The organism is Endozoicomonas sp. ALC020, from assembly GCF_049275935.1.
Classification (GTDB): Bacteria; Pseudomonadota; Gammaproteobacteria; order Pseudomonadales; family Endozoicomonadaceae; genus Endozoicomonas_A.
In genome coordinates, this window is record NZ_CP184830.1 from 4,405,521 (window position 1) to 4,431,415 (window position 25,895).

Below are 25,895 nucleotides of genomic sequence, written 5' to 3' on the forward strand. Positions count from 1 at the left end.
CCTTCTAAATTCTTTAAATTTGCTGCCTCGTTGACTGACCGGGCAGCGTTATTTTTTCTTCCTGTACACCTCGTTCCATTTTCGCCTCTTCATGCCTGTTTACTGTGATTCAGTCTACGATGACCGGCTCAATGTTGGGAAAGGTCATTTTCCAGGAGGGCATGGTCTGCGGTCCGGGAGAGGGCTGATACTCCATCCGTCGGTCATGTTTCATCCTGTATTGGTTGTGATTAATTCGGTTCTGGCGGCTGATGCCAGATTCTTCCTCAGTCAATACCGGAGCGGGGCGCTGGTCGTTATGGAAGCTATCATCCTGAACCATTGGCTCGGTGACGCAGCCTGATAAAAGGCTGCACAGTATGATTGTTGTTGTCGGTAAGAGCAGTAGTTTTGTCATAGTGAGTGTTTGCCTGTCTTGTATTTATTAAGAGTGATAAGGAATTATAGACGTTGTTATCAAAGGGGCAGGTTCAGTGTTAAATCAGGGGTTGATCTTGCTCGAAGGCTGATGGTCAAAGCTTTCGGCAAGAAAATAAGACACCCATAAAAAACTAAAGAAAAAAAATAAGACACCCATAAAAAATAAAACACCCATTGAATAAAAAATTTAAAAACTGTATCCCCAAAAAAGGATCTGAAAACCTATCTTCGAATAGCTTATCACCGAGCCACACAACAGGATTCGACGAACAGAGGCTGCTCAAGCCATGATTCAGACAACACAAAACTATTCCGACTTAAAGTCGAGGAAGGATAAAGAGAAAGTGTTTAATTCCTTAACTGACTTCTACGCTAATCTGTCAGGTACAAACGACTGCAGGCGTTTAACCCTCGAAGCCACTTCTGTCCAACTTCAAGTGCAAAGGCCTTCATCGCTTCCAGACGGCCAACTGCCCGATAAAAACGATTATTCCATTGCATGGTTTTCAGCCACTCATCCGGATCAATGTCCAATCTTTCAAGAATAGGAGGGGTACACGACGGGATGGAACCTTTCTTATCTGTCCTGACAACACGGCCACTCCAGTCAACCAGTTCCAGATAGTCGTGAAGAAGGTAGGGAAGGGCAACGTCCGTATCCTGTCCTTGTAAACAGAAAGGTTTCAGGGTCAGCGGCTGCCTTTTGGTTTCAGAATGTTCAATCTGCTCCACACGTTCCTGAATCGACGTGTAGTCTGATTCTTCCGGTGTTTCTACCTTTCCAGCCCGAATCGGATTCAAGTCAACGTAGGTCATGCAGGTCAGTAACGCTGCTTCGTCCAGCAATGCCTGGCTTTTAAAGCGTCCTTCCCAGAAGCGTCCTTTACACTGGTCTTCTTTATTGGCCTCACGAGCAAGATGTTCATTCAGGCAGCGCATAAACCAGCTGATATCCATTAAACGACGTCGGTATTCCTCAGCATATTCATCGATACGGGCCAACTCAGCGCTGCCCAGTTTGTCAGCGGCCAGATGCCTTTGCACCAGAAGCGGGCCTGCGAACAAGGTCGTCCAACGGTGAAGCACTTCATTCCGTGACCAGCCTCTGGCAGATGACTGATTGATGTGCAAAACCACATGATAATGATTCGACATGACAGCGTAAGCGCAGACTTCGATAGCAAAGACAGAAACCAGTTCCCGGAGTTTATCCACCACCCACTGGCGGCGATGCTCGTAATTCTTGCCAGTCAGGTGGTTCTCTCCACAGAGGTAAGCCTGACGAACACATCTTGCCATGCAGTGGTAATAAGGCGTTGAGCCGGGGTCAATCAGGGTATTGCGAGCTTGGGCCATGAACTCACCTGTCTGGGAAAAAAATCAATCGTAGGTGAAAAGTAGACCAGGTGGATGGTAAAGCAAATTTATGGGTGTCTTTTTTTTTTTTTTTTTTTTTTTTGGGGGGGGCTTTTTTTTCTTTTTCCAGTGGGTGTTTTCCTGTTCCTGTTCCTGTTTCCCTTGGCTGGCATCAATCCCGTATTAGCTTTAATGCGTTGGTTACGGAACCAAATTAATTAACTGCTGTCAAAATATATGATCAAATTCTGTGGTGCTAAGGTCTGCCCAGAGAATTCACTATCAAGCTGGCATTTAATGGTTTGCAGATCCCGCAGATGACTTGTCCGCACTTTAACTGAAAAAACTTTCATGTAGGAATTAATCATGATAAATCCAAACTCCACTAAGCCAGTTGATCATTCTCAAAATAGCCAACCTGCTGAAGCAGGTAGTAGCTGCCCTATATGCAAAATAGTGTTTGGCAGAGATGTGACCGTCACCGCTTGTTGTTCGAAAAAAATTGATACAGCCTATTTGCTACAGGCGCTTCAAGCTACTCCACTGGAGGTAAGGCTAAGATGCCCATTGTGCAACGCCGGGCAGCTTGATTCAGCGCAATCAGAACCTTTCTCAGTTAGCGTCGGGGCGCAACGGAACATACCAGGTTCGCTTAACGAGCCTCTGGGTGCCTGTTCCTCACAATCGGCCTCTGGTAATTTTTCCGCTACCCAAAAAGCAGAGACAACAACAAGTCATGAAAGACAGATGGATACCCTGCCTCCTACGGAACTTCAACAAGACAGTGTTCAGGGCACCAGTGCAGGGCTGGCGGAAGACGATCAGTGGGCACTGATTGGCAATCTGACAGAGGCTGTGAATAATGGGTTATGGGATAAGGCATATAACATTCAACGCGCTATTCAGGATGCTGGGATAAAGCTGAAGCCCGATTATATCTGGGTCACTTATGAAGCTAAACTGGCACTGGGTAACATGCTCATAGAGGCCGTGGATACTGGGTTTTGGGAGAAGGCAGATCTTTTACAGCAGATTTTTAAGAGCACCGGGGCAACGCCGATCTACGACGTCCAGGAGGCACTGGATAACAGGCTGATAGAGGCTGTGAATAATGGGTTGTGGGATGAAGCAGATAGTTTGCGATGCATTATCCAGGGCACCGGGGCAAGGCCGAGCATCGACTTCCAGGAGGCACTGGGTAACAGGCTGATAGAGGCTGTGAATAATGGGTTGTGGGATGAAGCAGATAGTTTGCGATGCATTATCCAGGACACCGTGGTAAGGATGCCGAACAATTTCCAGGATGCACTGTGTAACAAGCTCATAGAGGCCGTGGATGATAAGTCCTGGGATAAAGCAGATATTTTACGGCAGATTATTAAGGGCACCAGGGCAATACCGCAGTTCGAACACGAGCGGGCTCTGGGTAATAAGCTGATGGACGCTGTGAATAATGGGTTGTGGGGTGAAGTATATAGCCTGCAACGCATTATCCAGGACATCGGGGCACGGCCGACGGGCAAAATTCTATGGTTAAGGCCGACGCAGGAAGCCGAGCGGGCACTGAGTAACATGCTGATAGAGGCTTTGAATAACGGGTCGTGGGATAACGCAGATCTTTTACAGCAGGTTATTAACGGCATCGGGGCAAGTCTGACGGACGCCGACGAACGGATACTGAGTAACAAGCTGATAGAGGCTGTGAATAATGGCTTGTGGGATGACACAGATAAAATTCAACGCATTTTCCAGGGTACCAGGGCAAGGCTGTCGGATGACGACCAGCAGGCACTGGCGAACAAACTGATGGAGGCTTTGAATAATGAGTCTTGGGATATCGCAGATCGTTTACAGCAGATTTTTAAAGGCACCTGGACAATACTGCCGAACGACGAAATGAAGGTATTGAGTCACAAACTGATAGAGGCTGTGAATAATGGATCGTGGGAAAACGCATATAATTTGCAAAGCATTATCCAGGGCACCATGACAAAGCTGACGGACGACGACCAGCGGGTACTGATTAACATGTTGATAGAGGCTGTGAATAATGGGTTATGGGAAAGAGCATTTAGTTTGCAAAGCATTATCCAGGGCACCGGGGCAAGGTTGATGGACGATGGCACCATGGTAAGGCTGACGGACGACGCCCAGCGGGCACTGAGTAACAAGATGATAGAGGCTGTGCAAAATGGGGCGTGGGATGACGCAAATAGTTTTCAAGGCATTATGCAGAGCACCGGGGCAAGGCTGATGGACGATGGCACCGTGGCAAGGCTGACGGACCACGATCAGCGGGTACTCAGTGACAAGCTGGTTGAGGCTGTGCTAAAGAGGTTGTGGGATAAGGCAAACAGTTTTCAAGGCATTATCCAGATCACCGGGGTAAGGCTGGCAGACGACGACCAGCGGGCACTGAGTGACATGCGGGTACAGGCTATGTATAACGATTCCTGGGATAGCGCAGATAGAATTCGATGCATTCTGGAGAGCATCGGAGCAAGGCCGATGGACGATGGCAAGGCTGATGCTCGGAGCTCAGCAGGCACTGAGTGACAAGCTGATAGAGGCCTTGGATAATGAGTCTTGGGATAAAGCAGATATTTTCCAGAAGATTATCAAGAGCAGCGGAGCAAGGACGGCGTACAAAGTTCGTGATCTACTGGAATTTAAGCTGTTACGAAGCTTGACGATTATTCAGCTAAGAGAAAAGTTTGGCAGAAATGTGACTGTCATTCGCTGTTGACGGTATAAAACTTAAACGGTTAGCTGCTGGTCGGGACAACGAAAAGCTTGAGGGATTATTAAGTTTCATAGTACTTATTTGGTGCTTAAGCCCTAAAAAGGAGTGAGTATTTTTTAAAGGAGTTTTAATTATGTTTCCTGCACAGTCAAGGATCTTTATTCCGGTTCGACCTTTACCATCAGTATCCCAAAATTCTATCAAAAAATTGGATGTCAAGAATGATAAGGGTGACACTGAGTTCAGTATTGATCTGGATGAAATGCATGCTCGGGCCAGCCAAGAGAGTTATCTGGTTTGGGCAGGAATTGTCAGCGATAAAGCTGATCAAATAAATCATTTTGAAATAACGGTGGCCAGGGGTGAGTCAGTTTTTCTGAAGTTTCAGCCAGTGTCAGGGTTTGATTGCAAGTTTCGTATGACTGCCATCAGGCACCGGGATGTGAAAATATTTCTGGTCAACGACTACACCGATAAGCGAGTGATAAAGGCTTCCAGGATAGTTGGCCAACATGGGCAAGATAAAATATTTGTTCTGGCTGATGAGGTGCCAGATTACGCTGAAAGATTACGAAGTTTTCACCCCTTGTTACCTTACATCCAAGGCGCTGACGTAAAGGAATTAATAAGCCTTCTGGCACTAAAGGGGTTTTATCTTAAAGATGGTTTTGTCCGCTGTAATGGCTGTGAATACCGTAAAACCCTGAAGGAGTTTACCGATTATATGGACTCCTCAGGGAGTTATCTGGCATCAATGAAATCAATGCTGGCTGTTCTTCAGACCATATTGGGCAAAAGCGATGTTGAACACGATGATGACAATTGTTATCTGGCCAAAACGGATAAGAAAACATTTCTCCGTGTCAGTTACCCGCTAGATCCCAAAGTCGATGGTGGGTACAGTGAACAGGGGCACTACCTTGTCTGCCAGGCTGGTCGCAAAAATTTCATCGAGTGCCCAAGCTATACCGAACGGTGGCCATACAAGAAACTGAAAGAAATTTATGCAGAGCATCCGCAAAAGAAGTACCGTGATCGTTTCCTCAATCACGATAGTCAATCTTTTCTGTTTACAACAACGGTTCCAAAATCGGCAATGCTGTCTCAGGATGATTTAATTTATGAGGCTTCGCAGATTAAAACCGATCTTGATGGGTTGCGACAGAAGTATAATGATTTTCAGCGCTTGGTGGATCAGTTATCGGATCATAATCCCGGGTTAGCCAAAGCATTAAATTTGCCTGCGATACAAAGCCTTTTATCCCCTGAAATTGGCATGCTTTTTTCCAGAATCATCTTCAAAATCGGTGAGAAATCGGCCAAAAACCTGTCGTGTCATGATAAACAGGGCTTGCGCCATTTGCTTGATCAATTGCTGACATTTATCGAACATCAAGGTGGTGATGTTGGCGATAAAGGCTTTAAGTGTCTCGGTATATACGCCGACGAAAACGATGCTAAAAAAGCTGCCTGCAGGGAATTTTCAGCACTGTCAGGGCAAAGCGAAATATCACCAATGCAGCAGCAGTGGCAGAAGCTAAAAACAGGGTTTGCCCAGGCTATTACCCCCACAATACTGAGCCCTTTGCTTAAGATACTCACTACCGACGGGATGGGTGATCACGTCATGAGTAAAATCTTTGGCATCAGTGTGGACCCTGTTTCACCGCCTTTGGTGCCAGCCCTTGCATCCCGGATGTCCGTGCGAAGACGCAAGGCATCGTGAGGGACCGCTCATGCATATTCGGGGTCAATTCCGCGAGGAGCCAAGGTCAGCAAGCGGGTCATTGAAAGGTGTCGCTCAGAAAATCAAAAAGGTTTTATTCTCTTTTCACTCGCCAGAGCAAATAGTAAAGAAGAACAAGATTTGGCGGTCCAGCAGTCATTGTTGATATGCAGTCCCGAACCATCGCTCAGTGACACAGCCTGCTAACAGGCTGCAAGCATTATTGTTGTGGATACGAGCGGTAGTTTCCTCATCGTGGTTGTTCTCCAGATCTTAAATGAGAGGGAGTTTGATGCTCTTCCACGGGCAGACCGAAATGGAACTTTCCTGAAGACTGGTGGTCAAAATACCAGGTTTAAACAATTTTGCAGGGAAGTATTAATGATGGATAACTTAAAGCCAGGTAACTCAGTTAATCATTCTCAAAACAGACAGCCTGCTGAAGCGAACGGCAGGTGCTGTATATGTCAGCGCGTGTTTGGCAGAGGCGTGACACTCATTCCATGTTGTAACAATAAAATTCACAGAGATTGTATGCAGAAGTTGTTTCAACATACTCCACTTGAGGCAAGGTCAACCTGCCCGCTATGTAGAAAAAACTTGCCTGAGTTAACAGAAATATTGGGTCCTGAACCCGGTGATCAGGGCACTGGGGCAAGAGGGATGCAAGAAGCCCCCGAAGAACTGAGTTATGAGCTGACAGAGGCTCTGATTAATGGGGATTGGGATGAAGTAGATCGTTTAGTAAGCATTATTCGGGATGCCAAGGTAAGTCTCACGAACGAACCCCGGCAGGTACTGGGTAACATGCTGATAGGGGCCCGGAAACGTTGGGATTGGGGTAGTGTAAGTTGTTTACTGGGCATTATTCAGGACACTGAGACAAGTCTGTTGGACGACGACCAGCAGGTACTGAGCAACATGCTGTTAGAGAGCCTGAAAACCAGGCGTTGGACTGATGCGAATGGTTTGCTACGCATTATCCGTGATGCCAGGGCAAGTGTGACGGACTACGTCAGGCAGGAAATGAGTAACATGCTTATAAAGAGCCAGAATTATGGTGATTGTCATGGAGCATCTCGTTTAAAAAGTATTCTGGGCATTATTGAGTGTTCCGAGACAAGTCCGAAGGACGACGCCCGGCGGGAACTCGAAGAAGCACAGGTGGACTTACCCGATTCCTGTAACGAGCCGACGGATACTCATTCCTCACAAACGGCTTCTGCCAGTGTCTCCGACGCGACTACTCAAAGAGCAGAGACAACAACAAATCAGGAAAGGCCGGTTGATACCCTGCTGCCTCAGGGAACACAACAACTCAGTGATCAGGGCACTGGGGCAACGGGGATGCAAGAAGCCCCCGAAGAACTGAGTTATGAGCTGACAGAGGCCCTGATTAATAGGGACTGGGATGAAGTAGATCGTTTAGTAGGCATTATTCGGGATGCCAGGGTAAGTCTCACGAACGGCCTCCAGCAGGTATTGGGTAACATGCTGATAGAGGCCCGGAAGCGTTGGGATTGGGATAGTGTAGGTCGTTTTCTGGGCGTTATTCAGGACACTGAGACAAGTCTGCTGGACGACGACCAGCAGGTACTGAGCAACATGCTGTTAGAGAGCCTGAAAACCAGGCGTTGGACTGATGCGAATGGTTTGCTACGCATTATCCTGGATGCAAGGGCAAGTGTGACGGACTACGTCAGGCAGGAAATGAATAATATGCTGATAAATAGCCAGAATTATGGTGATTGTCATGGCGCATCTTGTTTAGGAAGTATTCTGGGCATTATTGAGTGTTCCGAGACAAGTCCGACGGACGACGCCCAAAAGGCAAAGGCACATGACACCCATAAACAAAAGGCACATGACACCCAAAAAAATAAGACACCCATTAAATAATAAGGTACATGACACCCAAAAGGAGGCACATGACACCCATAAAATAAAAAATATTTGAAACCGGCCAGTTTGATCGATTTAAAGACACCCATTAAATAATTAAGACATCTAAAAACTGTATTCCTAAAAAAGGATCTAAAAACCTATCTTCGAATAGTCTATCAGCGAGCCATACAGAAGCATCCCACGAACAGAGGCTGCTCAGGCCATGATTCAGACAACACAAACTTATTCCAACTTAAAGTCGAGGAGGGATAAAGAGAAAGTGTTTAATTTCTTAACTGACTTCTACGCTAACCTGTCAGGTACAAACGGCTACAGACGTTTAAGCCTTGAAGCCACTTCTGTCCGGCTTCAAGTGCGTAAGCCTTCATCGCCTCCAGACGGCCAACTGCCCGATAAAAACGATTATTCCATTGCATGGTTTTCAGCCACTCATCCGGATCAATGTCCAACCTTTGAAGAATAGGAGGGGTACACGACGGGATGGAACCTTTCTTATCTGTCCTGACAATGCGGCCACTCCAGTCAACCAGTTCCAGATAGTCGTGAAGAAGGTAGGGAAGGGCAACGTCCGTATTCTGACCCTGCAAACAAAAAGGTTTCAGGGTCAGCGGCTGATTTTTAGTCTCGGAATGTGTAACCTGCTCCACCCGTTCCTGAATCGACGTGTACTCTGACTCTTCCGGTGTTTCTAGCTTTCCAGACCGAATCGGATTCAAGTCAACGTAGGTCATGCAGGTCAGTAACGCTGCTTCGTCCAGCAATGCCTGGCTTTTAAAGCGTCCTTCCCAGAAGCGTCCTTTACACTGGTCTTCTTTATTGGCCTCACGAGCAAGATGTTCATTCAGGCAGCGCATAAACCAGCTGATATCCGTTAAACGACGCCGGTATTCTTCAACATATTCATCGACACGGGTCAGCTCAGCGCTGCCCAGTTTGTCAGCAGCCAAATGCCTTTGTACAAGTAGTGGACCTGCAAACAAGGTCGTCCAACGATGAAGCACTTCATTCCGTGACCAGCCTCTGGCAGATGACTGATTGATGTGCAAAACCACGTGATAATGATTTGACATGACAGCGTAAGCGCAGACTTCGATAGCAAAGACTGAAACCAGTTCCCGAAGTTTATCCACCACCCATTGGCGGCGATGCTCGTAATTCTTGCCAGTCAGATGGTTCTCTCCACAGAGGTAAGCCTGACGAACACATCTTGCCATGCAGTGGTAGTAAGGAGTTGAGCTGGGATCAATCAGGGTATTGCGAGCTTGGGCCATGAACTCACCTGTCTGGGCAAAAAAATCAGTTGTAGGTCAAAAGTAGACTATGTGTATGGTAAAGCAAATTTATGGGTGTCTTTTTTTTCTTTTTCTTTTTTTCTTGTTGTGGGTGTGTTTGGGTGTCTTTTTTTCTTTTGGTTTTCTTTTGGTTTTCTTTTTCATGGGTGTCTTTTTTTTTCTTTTTTCTTTTTTTCTTGTTGTGGGTGTGTTTGGGTGTTTTTTTTTTTTTCTTTTGGTTTTCTTTTTCTTCTTCTTTTTCTTCTTCTTTTTCTTTTTTTTTGGGTGTCTTTTTTTTCTTTATTTCTTGCTGAACTTGCCTGAAGGCTAATGATCAAAGCTTTCGGTTACAACGACTTTTCCTGATGGGCATAATCTGTGTACACTCGTAGAGAATTGTTACCTACTGATAACCAGGCAGCTGTGGTCCTGATAGCTACGAACTAAGGAAAAGATGCGTCTTAAATCGATCAAACTGGCCGGTTTCAAATCCTTCGTGGATCCCACAACGGTTCATTTTCCCTCCAATATGTGCGGTGTCGTTGGTCCCAACGGCTGCGGCAAGTCCAATATTATTGACGCCGTGCGCTGGGTTATGGGGGAATCTTCTGCCAAGCACCTTCGTGGTGAATCCATGACCGACGTTATCTTCAAGGGCTCCAATAGTCGCAAGCCTTCAGCAAAGGCGACGGTAGAGTTGATCTTTGATAACAACGAAGGTCGGGTCACTGGCGAATTTGCTGCCTACAGCGAGATTTCAGTTCGCAGGATGCTCACCTCGGAAGCCAAGAACTTTTACTTCCTCAATGGCAACAAGTGTCGCCGGAAAGATGTTATGGATATCTTTCTGGGAACCGGCCTGGGTCCGCGCAGTTACTCCATCATCAGTCAGGGTATCGTTTCCACGCTGATTGAGTCCAAGCCGGAAGAGCTCAGAGTCTTTATTGAGGAAGCTGCCGGTATCTCCAAGTACAAGGAGCGCCGCCGTGAGACAGAAAACCGCATTCGCCGAACCAATGAAAACCTTGAAAGACTGACTGACCTGCGTGAGGAGCTGGGGCGTCGTCTCGGGCATTTGCAGAGACAGGCCGAAGCGGCAGAAAAGTACAAAGAATACAAGGCCGATGAACGACTGAAAAAAGCCCAGCTTCAGGCCCTGCGCTGGCACGGCATCGATGAAAAGGTCAGGAATCAGGAACATGTGATTTCCGAGCTGGAAGTCCAGCTGGAAGCTGCCGTCAGTGAACAGCGCTCTTCCGACGCCGGGATGGAAAAAGACCGCGCCCAGCAAATGGAGCTGAGTGATCATTTCCATGAAACCCAGGCCAGGTATTATGGCACGGGCAATGAAATCACCCGGATTGAGCAGACGCTTCGCCACAAAGAAGAGCGCGCCAAAGAACTGAGCCACGACCTGCAACAGCTTGAACAAAGCTGGCAGGAAGCCCGTGAACAGATGGCTGAAGATCAGTCTCAGCTGGAAATTCTGGAAGCAGAAAAATTGCAGATTGAGCCTGAGCTGGAGATGCTTCAGGAGCAGGAGTACCAGTCCGGTGACTCCCTTGCCCAGGTGGAAGCGGAAGTGCATCGTGTGCAACAGGAATGGGATCAGTTTAATCAACGCTCCCATGAGCCTCAGAAGGCGGCTGAAGTAGAACAGTCCAGGATTCAACATGCTGAAACCGTACTGGAGCGTTTGCAGGAGCGTGAACAGCGTCTGCGTGAAGAGAGCAGCAGTCTTGGCGGTGGTGAAGACATTGAAGAGATGGAATTGCTCTCCGAAAAGCTGACCGAGTTGGAGCTGACTCGCGAAAATCACGAACTGAAACTGGAAGAGGTTACCTCAGACATAGAGGAAAACCGCCTTCAATTTGATCAGTTACAGGAAGATCGTGACAGCCATCGCAATGAGCTGAGTATGATCAGAGGGCGTCATGCTTCTCTGGAAGCTCTGCAGCAGGCGGCTATGGGGCAGGACACCGGGGTCATGGTCTGGTTGCAGCAGCATGGACTGGCATCGGCACCCAGGCTGGCCGAAAAACTGCAGGTGGAGTCAGGCTGGGAACTGGCCGTTGAAACCGTTCTTGGAGAAAGCCTGCAGGCACTCTGTGTGGATGATCTGGACCCTGTTGCAGGGTTTTTGAATTCTCTGGAACAGGGCACAGCGGTTTTGCTGGATGCTTCTGCCCATCAGGTCACTGAGAGTGGCAAAGGGGGACTGGATAGCCTGGCCAGCAAAGTACAGTCAGGCAGTGAGGCCAAAGGGTTATTGGCAGGCATTTATGTCACTGATTCACTGGAAGCGGCTCTATCTGCTCGAGCTTCCCTGCAGGCTCACGAATCCATCGTCACGAGAGAGGGTATCTGGCTGTCCAGAAACTGGCTTAGAGTTTGTCGTGAAACAGACAATCACTCCGGTGTTCTGGCCCGTCAGCAGGAGCTTGAAGAGCTTGGCAGCCGGATGGGATCTTTGGAAGCGCTTAGCCTGCAGGTAGAAGAACGTCTGGCTGATGCCAGAACTCTGGCCGAGCAGCTGGAAACCCGCCGACAGCAGACTCAACACCAGATCACTGAGCTTAACCGAACCCAGGGTGAGGTCAGAGCGGATCTCGGTGCCCGAAAAGTCAGGCTCGAGCAGTTTTCAGAAAGACGTACCCGACTTCAGCACGAGATTGCTGAATGTCAGGAGCTCAGTCAGGCTGAACAGGAAAGTATCGGAGAGTCTCGTTTGCGACTTCAGGACGCTCTGGATCGAATGGAAATGGACAGTGGTCTGAAAGAGGATTTGCTGGAAAAAAGAGAGAAGGGCCGGGAGAAGCTGGAACAGTTGCGGCAGACTTCCCGTCAGGATAAGGATCGTCTGCATCAGCTGGCCTTGAGGCAGCAAACCATCAACAGTCAGGCGGAATCCCTGCGGGCAGCTATCGAGCGACTCAGCCAGCAATCCACAAAGCTGCGGGAGCGCCGGGAGTTGCTTCAGGCGTCACTGTCAGAGTCCCATTCTCCTGAAGGAGAGTTGCAGGAACAGCTGGAGATTCTTCTGGCCAGAAGGCTGGAAGAAGAGGAAGCCATGCAGAAGGCTCGCAGCGAACTGGAAGACGTTGAACAACGACTGCAACAAATGGAAAGGAGCCGACAGTCAGCTGAGCAAAAAGCCCAGACGGCCCGTTCAAGACTTGAGAAATTAAGAATGGACTGGCAAGGCATGCAGGTCCGGCGTACGACCTTGTCGGATCAATTGCGGGAAGACCAGTTTGATCTGGATACCGTTCTGGCCAACATGCCGGAAGAAGCCACCGAGAAAACCTGGGAGCAGGAGCTGGAAAGACTGCAGGCGCGGATTGAAAGGCTGGGAGCGATCAACCTGGCAGCGATCGAAGAATACGAAACCCAGTCGGAACGCAAAACCTATCTGGATGCACAGAACCAGGATCTGGAGTCCGCACTGGAAACATTGGAAAATGCTATCCGCAAAATCGACCGGGAGACCCGCCAGCGTTTTAAAGTGACCTTTGATAAGGTCAATTCCGGTTTGCAGGAGCTGTTCCCCAGAGTCTTTGGCGGTGGCCGGGCATATCTGCAGTTGACCGGTGAAGATTTGCTGGATACCGGGGTGGCGATTATGGCGCAACCACCGGGTAAGAAGAACAGTACCATTCATTTGCTGTCTGGTGGTGAAAAAGCGCTGACGGCGATTGCCCTGGTTTTTGCCATCTTCCAGTTGAACCCCTCACCCTTCTGTATGCTTGATGAGGTGGATGCGCCATTGGATGATGCCAATGTGGGCCGTTACGCCAAAATGGTTTCGGAAATGAGTGACAAGGTTCAGTTCATCTATATCACTCACAACAAGATCGCCATGCAGGCAGCGAATCAACTCGTGGGTGTAACGATGCAGGAACCCGGTGTCTCCAGGCCCGTATCTGTGGATGTGGAAGAGGCCGCAGCCATGGCAGAACTCTGAGTCTCGGGAACAGTCTTTACAGGCTGTTTTCTAATATATTGGTTTGTTATTCGTTGTTAAGATTCGGAAATTTGTTGCTGTGCAACCCTCTTGTGAATGGTGAACTGTTTACAGAGTTGCACTGGCGGCTGGAAAAAGTTATCACTATTCAGGTGCCTGCCCATTTGGCCAGGTGCCTGAAGAAGATTGTTAATGATATCCGTGGTCTGCGCTTGAAGGGACAACAAATACTCGCCAGAATAGGGCTTCAGGTCAGAGCGATTCGTTTGTCCTGATTCTGGCACTTTCCGAACAGCGATGTGAAAGTAACGATCAAGGACGTGTTTCAGCAGCAGTCTTGGACAATAGTCATAGACAACGGTCTGATTACAAGATTTTTTGCTGTAATATAGTAGCACATTTTACTGATTTACAATTTTCAGATTTTTTTGCGTTTTCGGGTTGTTGATTTTCAGGCAGCAACAATCCATTGGGTAAGCAGGCGGCATGGACATGAGTTTACGAGATTGGTTGGTAGTAATCGGAATCGTCGTCATTATTGGCGTTCTGGCTGATGGATACCGCCGTATGCGTCTGGCTAGAAAAAGAGCGTCAGAACTGTCTTTCGGTCTTGAAGATGTAAAAGGTAACGAAGACGAATTTGGTAGTGAATTGCCCAATGGTGGAGCCAGAAAGTCTGAGGGAAGCCCCCAGAAGCTGGAAACAGTCAAGGGCTGGGTACGTTCGGAAGAATCATCCCATTTGCCTGTAAGGGAGCGAATCGAGCCGGAAATATCCAGTCTTGAATCAGAAATAGTAGCGCCTGCCAGGCCAGTGACATCGGTGCAGGCGCAGCCTGTCGAAGCGCCAGAGGTTCAGAAAGCGTCGGAACCCTTACCCGTCCTGACCCAGGTGGATGATGTCTCGGAAGTGCTTTCTGCAGGGCCCGGAGCTGGAGTTGAAGAGCCCACTCCAGAGATTGAAAAACCAGCCCCCGGAGTTGAAGAGCGCACACCTGTGCAGGAAAGCTTTACTTTGACGCCCGGGTTTGTTGAAGAACTCCAGGTGGCTGTCCCACCTGTTACAACGACCAAACCTGCAAGAGCGGAAAAAAGTCACCGTCCTGTCAATCAGGAAAAACTGGCGGATCGTCCTGCTGCCAGTGAAGTTCTGGTCATCAATCTGCTGGCTAAAGGAGGCGAAAAGTTTAACGGAGCAAGGTTGCTCCAAAGCCTGCTGGCTTCGGGCATGCGCTATGGTGATATGTCGATCTTTCATCGTTATGCCAACAAAGATGGAACCGGGCAGATTCTGTTCAGCATGGCAAACGGGGTAGAGCCGGGCACTTTTGACATCGGCAAACTGGAATCGACTGATACACCGGCAGTCAGTATCTTTATGGGATTGCCGGGGCCCCGTGAGCCACTCAAATCGTTTATGCTGATGGAAGAAACGGTTCGTCAGTTAGCACTGGATCTGGGTGGAGAGCTAAAAGACGAGCACTTCAGTGTACTGACTCAACAGACGCTGGAGCACTATCGTCAACGCATTCGTGATTTCGAAAGAAAACAGTTAACCCAGAAGATGGTTGACTGATTTCTTTCTAGCCTTCATCAATCCAAATCCTCTCCCGGACTGAGGGTCGCAAAACTCCAACATCTCGTTTCCTCGCGATCAGGCTCCTTCGACGTCGGCGAGGGAACCAGAGACGGCTTCGTACCTCCCGGGAATTGTCAGTTTAATAGCTCAAGGCTGTTTACAATCACTTCAGGCCGCTTAAGTAACAGAATCATGACCCAGACTAAGCTCTCTCTCAAGGAAGCCGAACAACAAGCTCAGAAGCTGCGAGAACAGATTGATGATCATAACTATCGTTATTATGTAATCGACGATCCCGTCATTGCCGACGCCAGTTATGATCGCCTGATGCAACAGCTGAAGTCCATCGAAGCGGACTTTCCGGAGCTGGTCACACCTGAATCACCCACCCAGCGTGTGGGCGCCGCACCTCTGTCGGCGTTTGGACAGATTCGTCATGAACTGCCCATGTTGTCACTGGATAACGCTTTTAACCAGGATGATCTCGATGACTTTGACCGCAGGGTACGGGAGCGTCTGGGCACTGGTTCAGTGGTGGAATATGCCTGCGAACCCAAGCTGGACGGCATTGCGGTCAGCCTTCTGTACGAGAGGGGTTCACTGGTGCGAGGTGCTACCCGGGGGGATGGCAGGACCGGTGAAGATATCACTCTGAATGTGCGCACCATCGTTTCTATTCCTCTGAAGTTGCTGGGCGATGGTTGGCCTGATCGTCTGGAAGTCCGTGGTGAAATCTTTATGCCCAGGGAAGGTTTTGAAAGACTCAATCAGAGAGCTAAAGCCAGGGATGAAAAAGTGTTTGTCAATCCACGTAATGCAGCAGCGGGCAGTCTGAGGCAGCTTGACTCAAAAATAACGGCGAAAAGACCCCTGGAGATTTATTGTTATGGTGCCGGCATTGTTGAAGGGGGTGAGTTACCAGACAGACATGCCGATATTCTTGAGTGTTTTAGAACCTGGGGCCTGCGGGTAAACCCTGAACTGCGCGTAGTGAAAGGGGCTGCTGCCTGCGCTGAATATTTCTCCAGAATGGAAGACAAGCGCGAAGCCTTGCCCTACGAAATTGATGGTATCGTTTACAAGGTCAACAGTCTGGCCCAGCAGGAACAACTGGGGTTTGTCGCCCGTGCTCCCCGCTGGGCCATTGCTCGCAAGTTTCCCGCCCAGGAAGAAATGACCATTCTGAAAGAGGTCGAGTTCCAGGTGGGAAGAACCGGTGCCATTACCCCGGTTGCCAGACTCGAGCCGGTGTTTGTGGGTGGGGTCACCGTCAGCAATGCAACCCTTCATAATATGGCCGAGGTAGCACGTCTGGGGCTGAAAATCGGTGATACCGTTGTGATTCACCGTGCCGGGGATGTGATTCCGAAGGTGGTTCGGGTCATTCCCGACCGAAGACCGGATGATGCCAGAGATATTGAGTTGCCTGAACACTGCCCGGTTTGTCATTCAGACGTTGAAAGAGATGAAGACGAAGCAGCAGCCCGATGCACCGGAGGTCTTTATTGTTCCGCCCAGCGTAAGGAAGCTATCAAGCACTTTGCTTCCAGAAAAGCCATGGATATCGATGGCCTGGGTGATAAGCTGGTGGAGCAGTTTGTCGACAAAGGTCTTGTGAATACTGTCGCTGATCTCCACAAGCTCGGAGTAGAGCCTGTTGCATCCCTGGAGCGCATGGGTAAGAAATCAGCCACTAACCTGATCAATGCTCTGAAGGTTAGTCAGAAAACGACACTGGCCAGATTTATCTACAGCCTCGGCATTCGTGAGGTAGGTGAAGCGACTGCCCGGAGTCTGGTGGCTCATTATCGTGATCTTGAGGCGATCAGGTCAGCGACCCTTGAGCAGTTACAGGAAGTGGATGACGTTGGCCCGGTCGTTGCCGCTCATATTGAAAAGTTTTTTAAGCAGGAACATAATCTTGAAGTGATTGATGAACTGCTGAAGGTTGGGGTGCACTGGGAAGAAGAAGCCGAACCGGAAGCCGACGTGGTTCAACCACTGGCAGGTGAGGTTTGGGTGCTGACAGGTACCCTGCTCACTATGACCCGTGATGAAGGCAAGGCTGTATTACAGAAGCTGGGAGCCAAAGTCACCGGCTCTGTTTCAGCAAAAACCACGGCGTTACTGGCCGGAGAAAAGGCAGGATCCAAGCTGACTAAAGCTCAAAATCTCGGCGTTCGTGTCGTCACAGAAGATGAGTTTGCTCATTTGCTGAAGGAATGGGGAGTTTGATAAGTGAAACGAAGGTTGGCACTGATCGTAACCATAGCCGGATTTCTTTTTCTGACCGGCTGTGCCACCAGTACAACACCACCTGCCAACCCTCATAACCTCTGTAGTATTTTTAAAGAAAAGCGTAGCTGGTATCGCCATGCTAAAAAAGCCAATGAAAAATGGGGGACTCCCATCCAGGTCATGATGGCTATTATGTATCAGGAGTCCGCTTATCGTCATGATGTAAGGCCCCCCAGACCCCGTTTCCTGTTCATACCACTGCCCAGAAGTTCATCGGCCTACGGCTATGCCCAGGCCCTGGACGGCACCTGGGAGATGTATCTGAAAGAGAATGGTGGCTGGTTCAAGGCGCGGGATGACTTTGAGGATGCCATTGATTTTATTGGCTGGTATACCCATAAAACGCGTACCATCAATGGTGTCTCTCTGTGGCATACCGATCTGCTGTACCTGAATTACCATGAGGGTTGGGGCGGCTACAAACGGGGTAGTCACAAGAAAAAAACCTGGCTGTTGAATACCTCTAAAAAAGTGCACAGCCGAGCCTCAAACTACGGTGCCCAGCTTCGACGTTGCCGTCTTTGAGCAAGAAGCCTCCAAGGATTCAGCGACTGATCGCAGTTCGGGACGTTATCGTCATTTTCGCTTTCTTCAAGAGATCATCAAAGGCCTCTGAATGACTTTCATCCCGAAAAATAGCGTCAGTTAAACGGGTCGCTGAATGGTAATGATCTTACCCAGCGCAGCGTAATCATTACCACCCAGTCGAGAAATGGGATCTACCTGAGTTGCATCAATGACCAGCCGTTCGCCTTTAGATGCGACTTTATCCGACAGATACGCTTGTTTGATTTCGCCGAATACAAGTCCCTGTTTGTTCTTGCCGATTTCCTGATACTCATAGAGTTGGCAGTACAAAGCGATATCACATTCAGATAAGCGAGGCAGTGATTGTTGCCAATCATTGTTGGTTGTCAGATGAATACGCTCTAATTCAGATTGGCCATAGTCCAGCGTTCGAGCTGTCTCAGTCATTTCTTCTGCTAATGAGGAAGGTGCAATATGAACAACAAACGATCTGCTACGCAAAATATTGCGACGTGTGTCTTTTATTTCGCCAGAGGGCTTACTTCCGACAGAAAACATAATCAGCGGTGGGTTACTGCTGATTGCGGTAAAAAATGAAAACGGTGCCAGATTAAAATCGCCCTCTTCATTGGCAGTGAGCACCCAGGCCACAGGCCGGGGAATCACAGTTTGGGTCAATAAGTGATAGGCTTGTGTATCAGACATTTCTTCTACGTTAAGGTGCATAACACGCTTCCCTGGAAAAATCAGCTCTCTGTTTTTGCAAGCTGTTTCTTATACTTTTCAATCGAATTCGGGCTTTGGTGGCCCCGGGGGCTTTTGAGGTTTTGTTCGCAGGCTTGAGAAAGGTTCACAGACCCGTATCATTGCAGTTCCCACAAGCCCTGATACGAATCTTTTATGCCCCGCCTCATGCTCTGTGACAAGCACTGGTTGAAACTTCAGCCAATTCTCAAACAAGCCCGTATAAATAACAAGCCTGATCGTATGCTTTATCTCATTCGTATAGGTATTCCATGGCGTGACCTCCTGTGAGTTTGGAAAGCGGAATACCATTTTCCAGAAGTTTAACGACCGTCTGCCAGGGGAAAATGGTTGAAGGTGTTTAAGTGGACACCGTGCCGACCTCGTCGGCCTCTGAGCTCGTGTTGTAGGAAACAACAGTCACCGAGGGGCAGACTCATAAATCAAAAATAACTGACCATCAAGACTGAATAGCTGACCATCAAGGCTGTCCAGTCCACTCAAAGGATTGATCATGGAACCATTGATAGACCTCCAGGTATTGAAAACCTGGCAGACTTTCGCTGAAGTGGGCGTTACTATGGCACCGGTTGAATCCGCAGTGCCTTCACACTCTCCTGCCAATGGTAGTGGATCAACGGCTTTCAAGCCGTATTGTTGTGGTCGCCACCACCATGAAGGTGGATATTGTCGCCACGGATTGACCGCCTTGAGATGGTTACAGGCCAGTGCCAGTTTAATGTGTCCTTCGATACCTATAGCTGTATTTTTTGAGCGTATCCGATTGCCTGCCAGATTAAAAAGAGGAGGTACCAAGTTGACTTTAGTATCATAACTACCTCTGAGAAGGAAACCATCTCTAAAACGAGCTAATCCTGTTGGAAGAGGTTTCTTGCCTAGAGTATTGTTGTTGATATCAACAATGTTTCTGAAAATATCCATACTGCTCCCTGCCGGTAGGTAAAAGTCACCCGCGTGTGCCATCTCGCCCTTGAATGTATTTCCAATAACAGCGATCTTCTGTAACTGCTGCGTACCGGCATAATAAATATCTATCCCTTTGGGAACAATATCCCTCCCGTCGTAGAGTATGGATTTACCTATCATGATGTTAGTGGCAAACCGCAGGCCCGAACTCTGGTTCACCGATGCATCAAGGGGTCCTGCGCAAGAGAAGTAAAGTCCGGCCCGTCTGACAGACACATGGAACAGGTTATTTTCTACAATCAGTTTCCGGTTATAACAACCAGCATAAATAATAGAAAAAGCCCCCACATTGTTATCAGGTCCAACGGGCTGGAAAGTAACATGCCTTATGTGACTGTCTCTGGTTTTATCGAAATCGTGCATGTCATCAATAAAGACCATAGATAGATCTCTAAAACCTGCATCAACTCTGATAACTATTTCAAAACCATCGTCTGCTGCACCAATGATGTCCTGACCGTTCTTCAAAACTATTGCTTTATCAATAAGATACTCAACCTGGGTTTTATCCACCGGAGGGAGAGAGGATGTAGAAGTAGATGGCGCAGTAGACAGAGTCTCGGAAGAGAGCAGTATAACAGTGTCTTCAGGAATCCGTTTGATCGTCTCACTCAGATCTTCTGTCTCCCCTGTCGGATCAGCAGTGAGAACAATACACTGTCGTCCACTAAAAAGTTTGCTGTACTGGTTCAGCCGCTGAATAACCCCCGTCGTTAGTCCCGTAAGAGAGTCACACAATACTGTCGGCAGAGGAGAATAGGGTGCTGTAGAAGAAGAGGTTGTGGCTGGAGAAGAGTTGACGTTTGGAGATTGAGTCGTCCGGGCTTCTGCAAACAAAGCCATCAACAGGAGTAAAGGTACGACTAATCGGGCTAATAAATAGTGTTTCAGCGTGATCATGCTCAGGACCCCTTGAAGCAATCGAGAAGAAGTCTAGTCTCTGTATTTATACTTATCCATCAAAAAAATTGTTCCGTTCAGTGCTGTAAAAACTTTTCAGAAGTTAATAAAAAAAACCTCTCCATTGGCAACGTTTACACATTGATTTTAATCACAGATCTCAGGGTAAATATTAAGCCCCACCCATAGTACAAAAACCTAATCTTGTTCGTCCTGAATAACCATCTCGTGCAGGGTGTTCACGTTTGGCATTCCGGGGAGCATTTGGATTGAAAGGCAGAGACGAGGCATGGGGCTTGATAGACGTTGATCCAGCCGCTTCCCACAGATGTTCGAATGTGTTTGCTAAGCGTTATCAACTGGGATTTGCTTCAGTGAGTACATGGTCTTCGGCAGGCTTTGATGTTGCCTGTCATTCTGATTTGCCTACTTCCAAAGCCATTCAGGATAAAACTCCGGTATCCTGCGATATTTCTGATGTCAGACGCTAAGTACCTGGCCAGTTGGTTTCGCATATTCTGGTGAGTGGATTTTTTCATCCTTCAAGGCGCAACGACGGGCGCGTAGCCACAGCTACGCAACCAGAGTTGGAACGCAGAAGGATGGAAAAAGCCTCCGTCCAGAATATGCGAAACCAACTGGTTGGGTACTTATGGCTATGAATAATATTGGCACAGCAGGATTAACCTCAGGTCAGAAGCCAGGTACCCGGCAGTCAGCAGTCCAGCCGCTACCCAAAATGTGGCAGTGGATTGAGTGGAAAGAGATTCTATACTCTGTTGACACATTAAGCTCGATCGTGGTTTGGCACAAAGCTCTTTGCAAGTCGGTAATATGAATTTTTAAAGCAGTGTTACCGGCTTCCTGATATAAACATTCCAAAAGCATAAGGCTCATTTCCTACTGTTGAAGACATTGCCTTTATTTATGAAGACACTAAATAGGATTATCGTGGTAAGGATTCATCTGTTGTGACTTTAAAATATCAGACAGAGTACAGTTATGAATATTTCCAGATACAGTTTGGTCATCACTTTATTGTCAATAATTTATGCCTTACCCTGTCATGTCTACGCCACAGATGCGCCAGCAGGCAGTTCCACAGATGCGCCAACAGGCAGTCCCACAGAAACGAAAGTTTCAAGTTGCTCTGATTTAGCCAGCGATGTGGATAAGAAGGTGTGTGACTATCATTTGTCGGCTTTTGAGGCTCTGATCAGGGAAAAAAACGATCAGATATCTCCAGCAACGTCATACTCAACGGCTTCACCCAGTGCTTCTCCAATTCCCGAAACGGTCAAGATAATAAAAATATCGGCTACAACAAGGCTGGATAAAGAGGTTTTTGAAACCAGCATTCCAACATTGTTTATCTTTGATGCGCAATCACCCGGACAGGAGCACCCCGCCGTTTATGAATTGCCATTGACTGTGCCCGTTAGTGGCGACGGTCTCAGGGGAGTAAAGAGTTTTCAGTTGCCTGATAACTCAGCTTTTGTCGGGAACAGTAAAGATATTCGGCCAGAGTTCGTAATCGAGGGAGGTATACAGAATCATTATGTGATGTCGGCACCCAATAATGATGCTGTCTACTATCTGGCGAATATCGAAATTGATTCCAGAAATCCTCTGGACAGGGGCAGTTCTTCAGTGACGGCTGCCTTAGATTCCACCGGTAAAGAGATTCATAAACCTTTTGGCGTTCTTGAACTGAAAGGTGCGGGTATTTTTGTTGCAGACAACATCAAGGTGGTACTGGATCCGGCAGATTATCGTAAGACTCTCCAACCAGTAAAGCTGGGATGTACAAATTTTGCTGACGGGAGAGGAACAGAAGAGACTTTCGTCTATCGATTTACGGACTCTGAATTTGATCTACTGCAAGGCTTAAAAAAAACAAAATATGGTTTACACGCTGCAATAAGTGTTTCCTGTTATCAACAAACAGGGCAAGTGCGGTTGACCATGAGAAACACTACAACCGTTATATTTGTACCCCCTGGAGATCCAATATCCTCTTATGCACCAGGCAGTGGTAAGTTGTTCTCTATTTACTTATGGCCAAGAGACAACATTATGCGCTTTGTCGGTTCTTCCTGTAACAGTGTCGTTGATCAGTTTGACAATGATCTATCCATTAGCTCAGCTGATCCATCGTATCGCGATCTGTATATGGGTGACATCTATACCAGTTTCTGTACAGAGATTAATATGATTCAGGGAGCCTTTGGATTAAAAGACAGAGAACTGGCATGGGGTTGGATATTAACTGATTACAACAGTAATTATGGCTGTAATCCTGCAGTGAAAAAAACTTATCGACCAAGGTATGCTTCATTGAGCGAATGGTCTAAAGCAGGTGTTGAAGTTACAGCTAATTGCACAATGCCAACATCTACTTCTATAACCCGGGTGCCCTACGCTATTGTTGGTGCCGATGCTCTGGAAAAGAATGATGCCAGTGCGGCAGGATTAACCCCGGGGCAAATAGCAGGCATAGGACTTGCCGCTGTTTTTGTGGACCAAGTCATTACTCAGGGCTGGTTCTACCTTTCACACCAGATCAGGCAAGACTGGATTAGACATACCAGTCAGGCGTTAGCCGCTACATTGGGGGTGGGGCTGCCGGTAATCCAGTTGATGCCAAAATGCATCAGTCGGTTGAGAGGTAGGAGTGCAGTGCACACTCTATTGACAGAAGAGAAGCAGCCATAGTTTGTTGCTAGCCCCCTGTAAGTCGGTAATCTGGATTAGCGTAAATCGCCGTAAACCATCGCCCTTTCAGGGCGGTGATATAAGGCGTGAAGGCCGAGCCGCGCAGGCCGAGCCGCACAGGTGCAGAGCCTTCTGCTTGCGTGTTTGTGCAACCGAGGGGTACCCGGTTACTGCTGATGGAGACTTCTGCGTGGGAATGCATACCTCCACTGAAAAGCAGACTCTACACCGTGAGATAGGTATGGGTTCCCACGCTGGGACCCACAGGGCCTGAAAGCATGGGAACCAGAGTTTTGCGACATCCTCGACAAAGCGGGAGTGTCACCCTTTATTTATGAAATATCCGGTCTAGCAGCCTGTCGGACTTAAGACTGTCCTACTGCGGTTGCAATAAATTGGTCTAAAAATCTCTGTTTCTTCGTCAAATAGCTCGCTATTCTCCTTAGAAACAGAGATTTTTATCCTCAATTTCTTGCAATCCTCGCTACGGACGCTTAAGTCCGACAGGCTGCTAGGATTTATGACGAACTTAAAGAGAATTATCACAGTAAACATGCTGCAGTTTTGGCTTTTAAAAAATCAGACAGAGTACAGTTATGAATATTTCCAGACCCGTCCTGGTGGTTGCTCTACTCTCGACAACGTATGCTTTTCCCTGTCATGCTTTCGCCATTGATGGGCCAACGGACAGTACCCTGTTCAAAGATTTTTCAAGCTGTTCTCAGTTAACCGGTGTTGATAGAGGCGTGTGCAGTGCTCATTTATCTGCTTTTAAGAAACTCATCAGAGAAAAAAACAGTCAGGTATCTCCAACAACGTCTTTCCCGGTTGCTTACTCAAGTATTTCTCCAAATAGCTCCCTGAGCACTGCTCCAAGTACCTACTTAATAGATGAAACGTTCAATATTAGAAAAATATCCGCTACGACAAAAAGACTGGGTCATGAGATTTTTAGAACTGATGATCCAACCTTGTTTATCTTTGATGCAGAGCAAGTCCCCGGAAAGGGGCAACCGGCCATCTATGAATTACCGTTGAAAGGTGGCGTCAGTGGCAGTTCCGGAAGTGTCAACAGTTTTCAGTTACCGAATAACTCGGCTTTTGTTGGGAACGGCGCGACTGTTCGGCCTCAATTTGTTATTGAGGGCGGTATACAGAGTCATTACGTGATGTCGGCACCCAATAATGATTCTGTCTATTATTTGGCGAATATTGAAATTGATTCCAGGAATCCTCGGAAAAAGGCTGTTAGATCAACGACAGCTCCTACAGGATACCCGGCGGTTACAACTCCCACTTCAAAGGCTCACATACCCGCAGGCGTTCTGAACCTGAAGGGCGCAGGTATCTTTTTTGCGGATAACATCAAGGTAGTACTTGATCCGGCGGATAATCAGGATGATATTGATCTGGTAAAACTGGGGTGTACAAATTCTGCTGACAGGAAAGGAACAGAAGAGCGTTTTATCTATCGATTTACGGAGACCAAATTTGATCTCCAGAAAAGCCTGAAAGATGTAACACATTTTCAAAATGCTGCATTGAGTGTCGATTGCGATGAGAAAACAGGGTATGTGGAGTTGACCATGAAAGACACTACAACAGTCATATTTGTACCCACTAAAACTTTGTTACCCCGTCCGACACATAGCAATGGTGTCGTGTTCTCTATGAATTTAGCGCCTAGAGAAGATGTACTACGCCTGGATAAATCTACCTGTAACAGCGTCGTTGATCAGCATGGCAATGATTTATCGGTCGACTTAACAAACAAATTTCATCCAGATCATTACATGGGTGGTGTCCGGGGCGTCAATTACTGTTCTGATATCAAAATAATGCAAGGAGCTTTTGGAATAAAAGACATAGAGGAAGCATGGGGCTTGATAGTTGTTGATCACACCGATATGCACAGCTGTTCGACTGCATTGGATAAGCGTTATCAATTGGGATTTGCTCCTGTGAGTGCATGGTCGAAGGCAGGCTTTGATGTTGCCTGCAATTGCACCATGCCAACATCAATTTCATTCAGTTCATTCCCAACCTATCCTTACACAACGCAGGTAGCATACACTTCACCCACACAGATTCCGGGTAAAGGTGCTCTGGCTATTGACAGTAACGGCACTAGAGGATTGACCGAATTGGAGAAAGCAGGCATTGGTATTGCCGCAGTTACTTTGGATCAGGTCATTACTCATAGCTGGTTCTATCTTTCAAACCGTATCAAGCAAGCCTGGATAAGGCATACCAGTCAGGTACTAGCTGCTACTTTAGGTTTGGGTATTCCGGCCATCCAGTTGCTACCGAAATGTAAAAGTGGATTGAAAAAAACAGATATAGAGATCGGCCTATTGAAAGATCCCGCTCAACAGATGTAGTTTGTCGAAAAAATACCAGAGGGCGATACCTTTATTTATAAAATATCCGGTCTAGGATATATAACGTTCTTAATAAGGATTGTAACAGTATGGATGCTTCTGTTTCAGCTATTAAAAATTAGACAGAGTGCAGTTATGAATATTTCCAGATCCGGGCAAGGGGCTGTTCTATTGTTAGCAATCCATACCTTCTCCTGTCATGCTTCTCCCACAGCTTGCTCAACGGAAAGTTCCATATGTACAAAATTTTCAAGTTGTTCTAAATTAGCCAGTGATACCGATAGGAGCTTTTGCATACACCATTTAGATGCTTTTAAGGATCTCATCAGGCAAAAGAACAATCAGGTACCTCCGACAACATTTACGCCGGGCACTTCTC

The 25,895-nt window shown here is 47.6% G+C and carries 17 protein-coding genes; 11 read left to right on the top strand and 6 right to left on the bottom strand.

Annotated features, from left to right (window positions below; all coding sequences use genetic code 11):
* Positions 1-109: 109 nt before the first annotated feature.
* On the bottom strand, positions 110-397 hold the full coding sequence (locus ACOJUO_RS16850) for a hypothetical protein (RefSeq protein ID WP_422133162.1): 288 nt from the start codon (positions 395-397) through the stop codon (positions 110-112).
* A gap of 395 nt (positions 398-792) precedes the next feature.
* A complete protein-coding gene (locus ACOJUO_RS16855) occupies positions 793-1,776 on the bottom strand; it encodes a transposase (RefSeq protein WP_422137576.1) in 984 nt (327 codons plus the stop codon).
* Between the two features lie 366 nt (positions 1,777-2,142).
* On the opposite strand from ACOJUO_RS16855, the gene ACOJUO_RS16860 reads away from it, so the two are divergent.
* From ACOJUO_RS16860 to ACOJUO_RS16870, 3 genes are all read left to right on the top strand, one after another.
* Positions 2,143-4,332, top strand: coding sequence for a hypothetical protein (locus ACOJUO_RS16860; RefSeq protein WP_422137577.1), 2,190 nt, complete (start codon positions 2,143-2,145; stop codon positions 4,330-4,332).
* A gap of 320 nt (positions 4,333-4,652) precedes the next feature.
* Positions 4,653-6,245: a hypothetical protein gene (locus ACOJUO_RS16865; protein ID WP_422137578.1), complete on the top strand. Its 1,593-nt coding sequence runs from the start codon at positions 4,653-4,655 to the stop codon at positions 6,243-6,245.
* Positions 6,246-6,779: 534 nt separating this feature from the next.
* Complete coding sequence (locus ACOJUO_RS16870; protein WP_422137579.1) at positions 6,780-8,144, top strand: hypothetical protein; 1,365 nt, start codon at positions 6,780-6,782, stop codon at positions 8,142-8,144.
* 293 nt (positions 8,145-8,437) lie between these two features.
* On the opposite strand, the gene ACOJUO_RS16875 is transcribed toward ACOJUO_RS16870, so the two are convergent.
* Together ACOJUO_RS16875 and ACOJUO_RS16880 are read right to left on the bottom strand one after the other, a co-directional pair.
* The gene (locus ACOJUO_RS16875) at positions 8,438-9,421 is read right to left on the bottom strand and encodes a transposase (RefSeq protein WP_422137580.1); all 984 of its coding nucleotides are present in this window, start codon (positions 9,419-9,421) and stop codon (positions 8,438-8,440) included.
* A gap of 161 nt (positions 9,422-9,582) precedes the next feature.
* Entirely contained in the window at positions 9,583-9,759 is a 177-nt protein-coding gene (locus ACOJUO_RS16880; protein ID WP_422137581.1) for a hypothetical protein, read from the bottom strand.
* Positions 9,760-9,875: 116 nt separating this feature from the next.
* Between ACOJUO_RS16880 and smc the strand changes: the two genes are divergently transcribed.
* The 5 genes from smc (at position 9,876) to ACOJUO_RS16905 (ending at position 17,786) form a co-directional block, all read left to right on the top strand.
* Positions 9,876-13,385, top strand: a complete 3,510-nt coding sequence (smc, locus tag ACOJUO_RS16885; RefSeq protein ID WP_422133169.1) for a chromosome segregation protein SMC — start codon at positions 9,876-9,878, stop codon at positions 13,383-13,385.
* A 92-nt stretch (positions 13,386-13,477) separates the two neighbouring features.
* Entirely contained in the window at positions 13,478-13,660 is a 183-nt protein-coding gene (locus ACOJUO_RS16890) for a hypothetical protein (protein ID WP_422133170.1), read from the top strand.
* A 217-nt stretch (positions 13,661-13,877) separates the two neighbouring features.
* Positions 13,878-14,960 carry a cell division protein ZipA gene (gene zipA / locus ACOJUO_RS16895; RefSeq protein WP_422137582.1) on the top strand — a complete coding sequence of 361 codons (1,083 nt, stop codon included), beginning with the start codon at positions 13,878-13,880 and terminating at the stop codon, positions 14,958-14,960.
* A gap of 195 nt (positions 14,961-15,155) precedes the next feature.
* Positions 15,156-17,198, top strand: a complete 2,043-nt coding sequence (gene ligA / locus ACOJUO_RS16900) for an NAD-dependent DNA ligase LigA (protein ID WP_422137583.1) — start codon at positions 15,156-15,158, stop codon at positions 17,196-17,198.
* 3 nt (positions 17,199-17,201) lie between these two features.
* Positions 17,202-17,786, top strand: a complete 585-nt coding sequence (locus ACOJUO_RS16905) for a hypothetical protein (protein WP_422137584.1) — start codon at positions 17,202-17,204, stop codon at positions 17,784-17,786.
* A 120-nt stretch (positions 17,787-17,906) separates the two neighbouring features.
* On the opposite strand, the gene ACOJUO_RS16910 is transcribed toward ACOJUO_RS16905, so the two are convergent.
* Both ACOJUO_RS16910 and ACOJUO_RS16915 read right to left on the bottom strand, forming a co-directional pair.
* Entirely contained in the window at positions 17,907-18,515 is a 609-nt protein-coding gene (locus ACOJUO_RS16910) for a flavin reductase family protein (protein ID WP_422137585.1), read from the bottom strand.
* 438 nt (positions 18,516-18,953) lie between these two features.
* Positions 18,954-20,420, bottom strand: a complete 1,467-nt coding sequence (locus ACOJUO_RS16915; RefSeq protein WP_422137586.1) for a hypothetical protein — start codon at positions 20,418-20,420, stop codon at positions 18,954-18,956.
* A gap of 269 nt (positions 20,421-20,689) precedes the next feature.
* Here ACOJUO_RS16915 and ACOJUO_RS16920 point away from each other — a divergent pair, with 269 nt between their 5' ends.
* The 3 genes from ACOJUO_RS16920 (at position 20,690) to ACOJUO_RS16930 (ending at position 25,516) form a co-directional block, all read left to right on the top strand.
* Positions 20,690-20,911, top strand: coding sequence for a hypothetical protein (locus ACOJUO_RS16920; protein WP_422137587.1), 222 nt, complete (start codon positions 20,690-20,692; stop codon positions 20,909-20,911).
* A gap of 511 nt (positions 20,912-21,422) precedes the next feature.
* Positions 21,423-23,135 (top strand): hypothetical protein, encoded by a 1,713-nt coding sequence (locus ACOJUO_RS16925; RefSeq protein ID WP_422137588.1) that lies wholly within the window; start codon positions 21,423-21,425, stop codon positions 23,133-23,135.
* Between the two features lie 596 nt (positions 23,136-23,731).
* Positions 23,732-25,516 (top strand): hypothetical protein, encoded by a 1,785-nt coding sequence (locus tag ACOJUO_RS16930; protein ID WP_422137589.1) that lies wholly within the window; start codon positions 23,732-23,734, stop codon positions 25,514-25,516.
* The last annotated feature ends 379 nt before the right edge of the window (positions 25,517-25,895 follow it).

Coding starts and splice junctions, on each gene's coding strand:
- ACOJUO_RS16850 (WP_422133162.1), bottom strand. CDS start 397: ATGACAAAACTACTGCTCTTACCGACAACAACAATCATACTGTGCAGC.
- ACOJUO_RS16855 (WP_422137576.1), bottom strand. CDS start 1,776: ATGGCCCAAGCTCGCAATACCCTGATTGACCCCGGCTCAACGCCTTAT.
- ACOJUO_RS16860 (WP_422137577.1), top strand. CDS start 2,143: ATGATAAATCCAAACTCCACTAAGCCAGTTGATCATTCTCAAAATAGC.
- ACOJUO_RS16865 (WP_422137578.1), top strand. CDS start 4,653: ATGTTTCCTGCACAGTCAAGGATCTTTATTCCGGTTCGACCTTTACCA.
- ACOJUO_RS16870 (WP_422137579.1), top strand. CDS start 6,780: ATGCAGAAGTTGTTTCAACATACTCCACTTGAGGCAAGGTCAACCTGC.
- ACOJUO_RS16875 (WP_422137580.1), bottom strand. CDS start 9,421: ATGGCCCAAGCTCGCAATACCCTGATTGATCCCAGCTCAACTCCTTAC.
- smc (WP_422133169.1), top strand. CDS start 9,876: ATGCGTCTTAAATCGATCAAACTGGCCGGTTTCAAATCCTTCGTGGAT.
- zipA (WP_422137582.1), top strand. CDS start 13,878: ATGAGTTTACGAGATTGGTTGGTAGTAATCGGAATCGTCGTCATTATT.
- ligA (WP_422137583.1), top strand. CDS start 15,156: ATGACCCAGACTAAGCTCTCTCTCAAGGAAGCCGAACAACAAGCTCAG.
- ACOJUO_RS16910 (WP_422137585.1), bottom strand. CDS start 18,515: ATGCACCTTAACGTAGAAGAAATGTCTGATACACAAGCCTATCACTTA.
- ACOJUO_RS16915 (WP_422137586.1), bottom strand. CDS start 20,420: ATGATCACGCTGAAACACTATTTATTAGCCCGATTAGTCGTACCTTTA.
- ACOJUO_RS16925 (WP_422137588.1), top strand. CDS start 21,423: ATGAATATTTCCAGATACAGTTTGGTCATCACTTTATTGTCAATAATT.
- ACOJUO_RS16930 (WP_422137589.1), top strand. CDS start 23,732: ATGAATATTTCCAGACCCGTCCTGGTGGTTGCTCTACTCTCGACAACG.